A 7,575-nucleotide genomic window follows, 5' to 3' on the forward strand; every position below is an offset into this window, starting at 1 on the left:
TCAAGCGCAGCGGCAAAGGTTTTGTCCTGCCGGGCTTTGATGGATCGACGCCAAAGCAGAAGCTGTTGATGGCGCTGGTGATTGCCGCCGCCGTCATTTGGCCGTTTCTGGTCTCGCGCGGCAGCGTGGATATTGCCACGCTGACGCTGATCTACGTGATGCTCGGGCTCGGGTTGAACGTGGTGGTGGGTTTATCTGGTCTGCTGGTGCTGGGCTACGGCGGTTTCTACGCCATCGGCGCTTATACCTTCGCGTTGCTGAATCACTATTACGGCTTTGGTTTCTGGGAAAGTCTGCCGCTGGCCGGTTTAGTCGCCGGTGCGTTTGGCCTGATGCTCGGCTTCCCGGTGCTGCGCTTGCGCGGAGACTATCTGGCGATCGTCACGCTCGGTTTCGGTGAAATCGTGCGTATCCTGCTGCTGAACAACACCGCGATCACCGGCGGACCAAACGGCATCGCGCAGATTCCCAAGCCAAGCCTGTTTGGTCTGGAGTTTGGCCGCCGCGTCAGCGAAGGCGGCTGGAGCACTTTCCATGACTTCTTCGGCCTGAAATACGATCCTAGCGACCGCGTGATTTTCCTCTATCTGGTGGCGCTGCTGCTGGTGGTGCTGACGCTGTTTGTGATCAACCGTTTGCTGCGTATGCCGCTGGGCCGCGCGTGGGAAGCGCTGCGTGAAGATGAGATCGCCTGCCGTTCGCTCGGCCTGAGCCCGACGCGCATCAAGCTGACGGCTTTCACCATCAGCGCCGTGTTCGCCGGTTTTGCGGGCACGTTGTTCGCGGCGCGTCAGGGCTTCGTCAGCCCAGAATCCTTCACCTTCGTCGAATCGGCCTTTGTGCTGGCGATTGTGGTGTTGGGCGGCATGGGTTCGCAACTGGCGGTGATCCTCGCGGCGATTCTGCTGGTAGTATCGCGCGAGCTGATGCGTGATTTGAACGAGTACAGCATGCTGGTGCTCGGCGGCTTGATGGTGCTGATGATGATCTGGCGTCCACAAGGTCTGCTGCCGATGAAGCGTCCGCATCTGAAGTTGAAAAGCAGTAAACAAGGAGAGCAGGCATGAGTCAGCCTTTATTAGCCGTTGAAGGCCTGATGATGCGCTTCGGCGGCCTGTTAGCCGTCAACAATGTGGCGCTTGAGCTGCATCCACAGGAAATTGTTTCGCTGATCGGCCCGAACGGTGCCGGTAAAACCACGGTGTTCAACTGTCTGACCGGTTTCTACAAACCGACCGGCGGAACCATCAAACTGCGCGATCAGCAGCTGCAAGGTTTGCCAGGCCAGAAGATTGCGCGCATGGGCATCGTGCGTACTTTCCAGCATGTGCGTCTGTTCCGTGAAATGACGGTGATTGAAAACCTGCTGGTGGCTCAGCATCAGCACCTGAAAAGCGGCGTGTTCTCCGGCCTATTCAAAACCCCGGCTTTCCGTCGCGGTGAGAGCGAAGCGCTGGATCGCGCAGCCACCTGGCTGGACCGCATCGGTCTGCTGGATCTGGCGAACCGGCAGGCGGGCAACCTCGCGTATGGTCAGCAGCGTCGTCTGGAGATTGCGCGCTGCATGGTGACGCGCCCGGAAATCCTGATGCTGGATGAACCGGCGGCCGGTCTTAACCCGCGAGAAACGCACGAACTCGATGAGCTGATCGCCGAACTGCGCGGTGAGCACAAGGTTTCCGTGTTGCTGATTGAACACGATATGAAGCTGGTGATGGGAATTTCTGACCGCATTTACGTGGTGAATCAGGGAACGCCGCTGGCTAACGGCACGCCGGAACAGGTGCGTAACAATCCGGATGTGATCCGTGCTTATTTAGGTGAGGCGTAACATGGCAAACCCGATTTTAACTTTGCAGAATGTCAGCGCCCATTACGGTCCGATTCAGGCGCTGCACAACATTAATCTGCACATCAATCAGGGTGAGATCGTCACGCTGATCGGTGCCAACGGCGCGGGTAAAACCACGCTGCTCGGCACCTTGTGCGGCGAACCGCGCGCCACCAGCGGTAACATCACCTTTGATGGTAAAGAGATCACTGACTGGCAAACCGCGAAAATCATGCGTGAAGCGATTGCGATTGTGCCAGAAGGCCGTCGCGTGTTTTCGCGCATGACGGTGGAAGAGAACCTGGCGATGGGCGGCTTCTTTGCCACGCGTCAGCAGTATCTGGAGCGCATCGATCGCGTGTATCAGCTGTTTTCTCGCCTGGCAGAACGTAAAGCGCAGCGCGCGGGCACCATGTCCGGCGGTGAGCAGCAGATGCTGGCGATTGGTCGCGCGTTGATGAGCCAGCCGCGTTTACTGTTGTTGGATGAGCCGTCGCTGGGTTTGGCGCCGATTATCATTCAGCAGATCTTCGACACCATCGAGCAGTTGCGTAAAGAGGGCATGACCATCTTCCTCGTCGAGCAGAACGCCAACCAGGCGCTGAAGCTGGCGGATCGGGGTTATGTGCTCGAAAACGGTCATGTAGTGCTGGAGGATAGCGGCGAAGCGTTGCTTTCCAACGAAGCGGTTAGAAGCGCGTACCTCGGCGCGTAACCGGCGGTCGGCATGAATGCCGACCCTACAAAATCGCGTAGGGTCGCCATTTATGGCGACCTTTACCTTAGCAGCTCAATTGCCCCGTCCTAAACCCCAATCGAACAAAACCTATCTGTCACATCCCCGTCATAAACCTGTTATTAATCCGTCATTTCCCCGTGTCATGTTACGTCGCGAACTAAAAAATGCGCGAATTCGCGCGTACTTAACAGCACAGGAAAAACCTTATGTCCGCTTTTACGCTTCGTCCCCGCCTGATGAGTGTACTGCTCGGTCTGGCGCTCAGCGGTAATGCGCTGGCTGCAACTGAGATCCCTTTCTGGCACTCAATGGAAGGCGAGTTAGGCAAAGAAGTTGATTCTCTGGCACAACGTTTTAACCAGGCTCATCCCGATTACAAAATCGTTCCGACTTACAAAGGCAACTACGAGCAGAGCTTAGCGGCGGGTATCGCGGCGGTGCGCTCCGGTAAAGCGCCTGCACTGCTGCAGGTGTATGAAGTCGGTACGGCGACCATGATGGCGTCAAAAGCTATCGTCCCGGTCAACCAGGTGTTTAAAGACGCTGGCGTACAGATGGATCCGAAGCAGTTCGTGCCAGCCGTTGCCGGTTACTACAGCGACAGCAAAGGCCAGCTGATCTCTCAGCCGTTCAACAGCTCCACGCCGGTGCTGTACTACAACAAAGACGCGTTCAAGAAAGCCGGTCTGAACCCGGATCAGCCACCGAAAACCTGGCAGGAGCTGGCGAAAGACGCTGAAGCGCTGCGTAAAGCCGGCCTGACCTGTGGTTACGCCAGCGGCTGGCAGGGCTGGATTCAGATTGAAAACTTCAGCGCCTGGCATGCGCTGCCGGTCGCCACCAAAAACAACGGCTTTGACGGTACTGATGCGGTACTGGAATTCAACAAGCCGGTGCAGGTGCGCCACATCGAAATGCTGGAAGCGATGAACAAGAAGGGTGATTTCACCTACTTCGGTCGCAAAGATGAATCTACCGCCAAGTTCTATAACGGCGATTGCGGCATCACCACCGCGTCTTCCGGTTCGCTGGCCGACATCAAACACTACGCCAAATTTAACTTCGGCGTGGGCATGATGCCGTACGATGAAACCGTTCCGAACGCACCGCAGAACGCCATCATTGGCGGCGCGAGCCTGTGGGTGATGAAAGGCAAAGATGCCAACACCTATAAAGGCGCGGCGGAGTTCATGAAGTTCCTCGCCCAGCCGGAAATCGCTGCCGAATGGCACCAGAAAACCGGTTATCTGCCGATCACTACCGCCGCGTATGAGCTGACCAAGCAACAGGGCTTCTATGACAAGAACCCAGGTGCAGACATCGCCACGCGTCAGATGCTGAACAAAGATCCGCTGCCGTTCACCAAAGGCATGCGTCTGGGCAACATGCCGCAGATTCGTACCATCGTGGACGAAGAGCTGGAAGGCGTGTGGACTGGCAAACAGGCGCCGCAAGCTGCGCTGGATAACGCTGTGAAACGCGGTAACGAACTGCTGCGCCGTTTTGAGCAGCAAGTGAAGTAATGCTGTTATCTCGGGGCCGACGCCTGGCGTTCGCCCCGATTTTTCTCTTTGATTGAGCCTGCTATGTCCTCATCGCGCCCGGTATTTCGCTCCCGTTTTCTGCCCTATTTGCTGCTGCTGCCGCAACTGGTGATTACGGCCATCTTCTTCCTGTGGCCAGCCGGTGAAGCCTTGTGGTATTCGCTGCAAAGCATTGATCCTTTTGGCATCTCCAGCACCTTCGTTGGGCTGGCGAACTTTAAACGCCTGTTCAGCGACGAATACTATCTGGCGTCCTTCTGGACCACCATTGAGTTCAGTGCGCTGGTGACGATTTGCGGCATGACCTTTTCCCTGCTGCTGGCAGCGCTGGTCGATTACGTAATTCGCCTGCGCAAGCTTTACCAAACCTTGCTGCTGCTGCCGTACGCGGTAGCGCCAGTGGTTGCGGCGGTGCTGTGGATGTTCCTGTTTAATCCGGGCCTCGGTTTGTTCAGCCATTTGCTGAACCAAATGGGCTACAACTGGAACTACGCGCAAAACAGCGGTCAGGCGATGTTCCTGATTGTATTAGCGTCGATCTGGCAGCAAATGAGCTACAACTTCCTGTTTTTCTTCGCCGCACTGCAGTCGATTCCCAAATCGCTGGTGGAAGCGGCGGCGATCGATGGCGCCGGTCCGGTGCGTCGCTTCTTCAATTTGTCCCTGCCGCTGATCACGCCGGTGAGCTTTTTCCTGCTGGTGGTCAATCTGGTGTACGCCTTCTTCGATACCTTCCCGGTGATCGATGCCGCCACCGGCGGTGGTCCGGTGCAGGCCACCACCACGCTGATCTACAAAATTTATCGCGAAGGCTTCACCGGGCTGGATCTCTCTTCCTCCGCCGCGCAATCGGTGGTGCTGATGCTGCTGGTGATTGGCCTGACTATCCTGCAATTCCGCTTTGTCGAGCGTAAGGTGCAATACCAATGATTGAGAATCGACGCGGGCTGGATATCTTCAGCCATACCTTGCTGGTGCTGGGCGTGCTGACCATTCTGTTCCCGCTCTACATCGCTTTTGTCGCGGCGACGCTGGATAACGAGGCGGTGTATCAGGTGCCGATGACGCTGCTGCCGGGCACGCATTTGTGGGAGAACATCTCGCGCATCTGGACGCACGGCGTGAATGGCAGCGGTCCGGCGTTTGGCATGATGATGCTCAACAGCCTGCTGATGGCGCTCGGCATCACCATCGGCAAAATCAGCGTCTCGATGCTCTCCGCCTTCGCGCTGGTGTGGTTCCGCTTCCCGCTGCGCTCGCTGTTTTTCTGGCTGATTTTCATCACCCTGATGCTACCGGTGGAAGTGCGTATTTTCCCGACGGTGGAAGTGATCTCGACGCTGAATATGCTCGACAGCTATAGCGGCTTAACGCTGCCGCTGATGGCGTCGGCGACCGCCACTTTCCTGTTCCGTCAGTTCTTTATGTCGCTGCCGGACGAGCTGATTGAAGCGGCACGTATCGACGGTGCCAGCCCGATGCGCTTCTTCTGGGACATCGTGCTACCGCTGTCCAAAACCAATCTCGCCGCGCTCTTCGTGATCACCTTTATCTACGGCTGGAACCAATATCTGTGGCCGCTGCTGATCATCAACGATGCCAGCCTCAGCACCGCCGTCGCCGGAGTGAAAAGCATGATCAACAGCAGCGGCGGCCCGACGCAGTGGAATGAAGTGATGGCGGCAATGTTATTAACCCTGATTCCACCGGTGGTGGTGGTACTCGTGATGCAACGTGCGTTTGTGCGTGGCCTGGTAGAGAGTGATAAATAAATGGCAGGCGTAACCCTTCAGACCGTTACCAAATCGTACGACGGAAAAAATCAGATCATTCAGCCACTGAATATCACCATTAACGATGGCGAATTTATGGTGATGGTCGGCCCTTCCGGCTGCGGTAAATCGACGCTGCTGCGCATGGTGGCGGGCCTTGAGCGCGTTTCGTCGGGCGATATTTATATCGACGACAAACGCGTCACCAACATGGAACCGAAAGATCGCGGCATCGCCATGGTGTTCCAGAACTACGCGCTCTATCCGCATATGACGGTGGGCGAAAACATGGCGTATGGCCTGAAAATTCGCGGCATGGGCAAAGTGCAGATCGATCAACGCGTAATGGAAGCGGCGCGCAGCCTCGAGCTGGATCATCTGCTGCATCGCCGCCCGCGCGAGTTGTCGGGCGGACAGCGTCAGCGCGTGGCGATGGGACGTGCCATCGTACGCGAACCGGCGGTCTTCCTGTTTGATGAGCCGCTGTCGAATCTGGATGCGCGCTTGCGCGTGCAGATGCGCCTTGAGCTGCAACAGCTGCATCGTCGCCTGAAAACCACCAGCATCTACGTGACGCACGATCAGGTGGAAGCGATGACGCTGGCGCAGCGCGTGATGGTCATGAACAAAGGCGTGGTGGAGCAGGTGGGCACGCCAGTGGAAGTGTACGAGCGTCCGGCCAGCCAGTTTGTTGCCTCATTTATCGGTGCGCCCGCCATGAATTTGCTGCCGGGACAAATCAGCAGCGACGGCACGCGTTTCACGCTGGATGCGCTCAACAGCTTGCTATTGGGCGAAAGCAAAGCCAAATGGGCCAATCGCCCGCTGACACTCGGCATCCGTCCCGAGCACATCAAGCTCAGCAGCCGCGACGCGGGCGGCATTCCGCTGGTGGTGGAGACGCTGGAGATGCTCGGCGCGGATAATCTGGCGCACGGCCGCATCGGTAATGCGCGCATGGTGGTACGTTTGCCGCACAGCGAGCGCCCGCAGGCGGGCAGCACCTTGTGGCTGCATCTGCCGTCAGATGCGTTACACTTCTTCGATTCAACCTATGGAAAGCGTCTGGAATGAGTCAACACAACTGGCCTTATCCGCACATTGTCGCGCATCGCGGCGGCGGCAAACTGGCCCCGGAAAATACCCTCGCGGCGATTGATGTCGGCGCGCAGCACGGTCACACCATGATCGAGTTTGATGCCAAGCTGTCGGAAGATAAGCAGATTTTCCTGCTGCACGACGACACGCTGGATCGCACCAGCAACGGTTGGGGCGTGGCGGGCGCGCTGTCGTGGCATAAGCTGTCACAGCTGGATGCCGGCGGCTGGTTTAGCCGCGATTACGAAGGCGAACCGCTGGCGTTGCTGAGCGAAGTGGCCGAGCGTTGCCGCCAGCATCAGATGATGGCGAATATCGAGATCAAACCCACTACAGGGCAGGATGTGGAAACCGGCCGCAATGTGGCGCTGGCCGCACGCGAACTGTGGCAAGGACAAACCGCACCGCTGCTCTCCTCGTTCTCTTACGCCGCGCTGGAAGCGGCAATGGAAGCGGCGCCGGAACTGCCACGCGGTTTGCTGCTGGATGAGTGGCACGACGATTGGCAGGCGCTGACTTCACGTCTGGATTGCGTGTCGATCCATCTGAACCACAAATTACTCGACGCCGAACGCACCGCGCAGCTAAAAG

8 protein-coding genes are annotated in these 7,575 nt (G+C 57.5%); all 8 read left to right on the top strand.

What is annotated here, in order from left to right:
* Positions 1–1,067, top strand: a 1,067-nt coding sequence (locus RTY00_RS15710; protein WP_312665073.1) for a high-affinity branched-chain amino acid ABC transporter permease LivM, incomplete at its 5' end; no start/stop codon positions are given.
* The gene (livG, locus tag RTY00_RS15715; protein ID WP_008109900.1) at positions 1,064–1,831 is read left to right on the top strand and encodes a high-affinity branched-chain amino acid ABC transporter ATP-binding protein LivG; all 768 of its coding nucleotides are present in this window, start codon (positions 1,064–1,066) and stop codon (positions 1,829–1,831) included. The genes RTY00_RS15710 and livG, both read left to right, overlap by 4 nt.
* A 1-nt stretch (position 1,832) precedes the next feature.
* Entirely contained in the window at positions 1,833–2,546 is a 714-nt protein-coding gene (livF, locus tag RTY00_RS15720; protein ID WP_008109901.1) for a high-affinity branched-chain amino acid ABC transporter ATP-binding protein LivF, read from the top strand.
* Between the two features lie 230 nt (positions 2,547–2,776).
* Positions 2,777–4,093, top strand: coding sequence for a sn-glycerol-3-phosphate ABC transporter substrate-binding protein UgpB (ugpB, locus tag RTY00_RS15725; protein ID WP_154154769.1), 1,317 nt, complete (start codon positions 2,777–2,779; stop codon positions 4,091–4,093).
* Positions 4,094–4,156: 63 nt separating this feature from the next.
* On the top strand, positions 4,157–5,044 hold the full coding sequence (ugpA, locus tag RTY00_RS15730) for a sn-glycerol-3-phosphate ABC transporter permease UgpA (RefSeq protein ID WP_008109906.1): 888 nt from the start codon (positions 4,157–4,159) through the stop codon (positions 5,042–5,044).
* The gene (gene ugpE, locus RTY00_RS15735; protein WP_008109907.1) at positions 5,041–5,886 is read left to right on the top strand and encodes a sn-glycerol-3-phosphate ABC transporter permease UgpE; all 846 of its coding nucleotides are present in this window, start codon (positions 5,041–5,043) and stop codon (positions 5,884–5,886) included. Before ugpA ends, ugpE begins: the two co-directional genes overlap by 4 nt.
* Positions 5,887–6,960 carry a sn-glycerol-3-phosphate import ATP-binding protein UgpC gene (locus tag RTY00_RS15740; RefSeq protein WP_008109908.1) on the top strand — a complete coding sequence of 358 codons (1,074 nt, stop codon included), beginning with the start codon at positions 5,887–5,889 and terminating at the stop codon, positions 6,958–6,960.
* Positions 6,957–7,575: glycerophosphodiester phosphodiesterase (gene ugpQ, locus RTY00_RS15745; protein WP_312665075.1), on the top strand; the 619-nt coding region annotated here is incomplete at its 3' end. The genes RTY00_RS15740 and ugpQ, both read left to right, overlap by 4 nt.

Source organism: Pantoea sp. CTOTU49201 (assembly GCF_032054795.1).
GTDB lineage: Bacteria > Pseudomonadota > Gammaproteobacteria > Enterobacterales > Enterobacteriaceae > Pantoea > Pantoea symbiotica.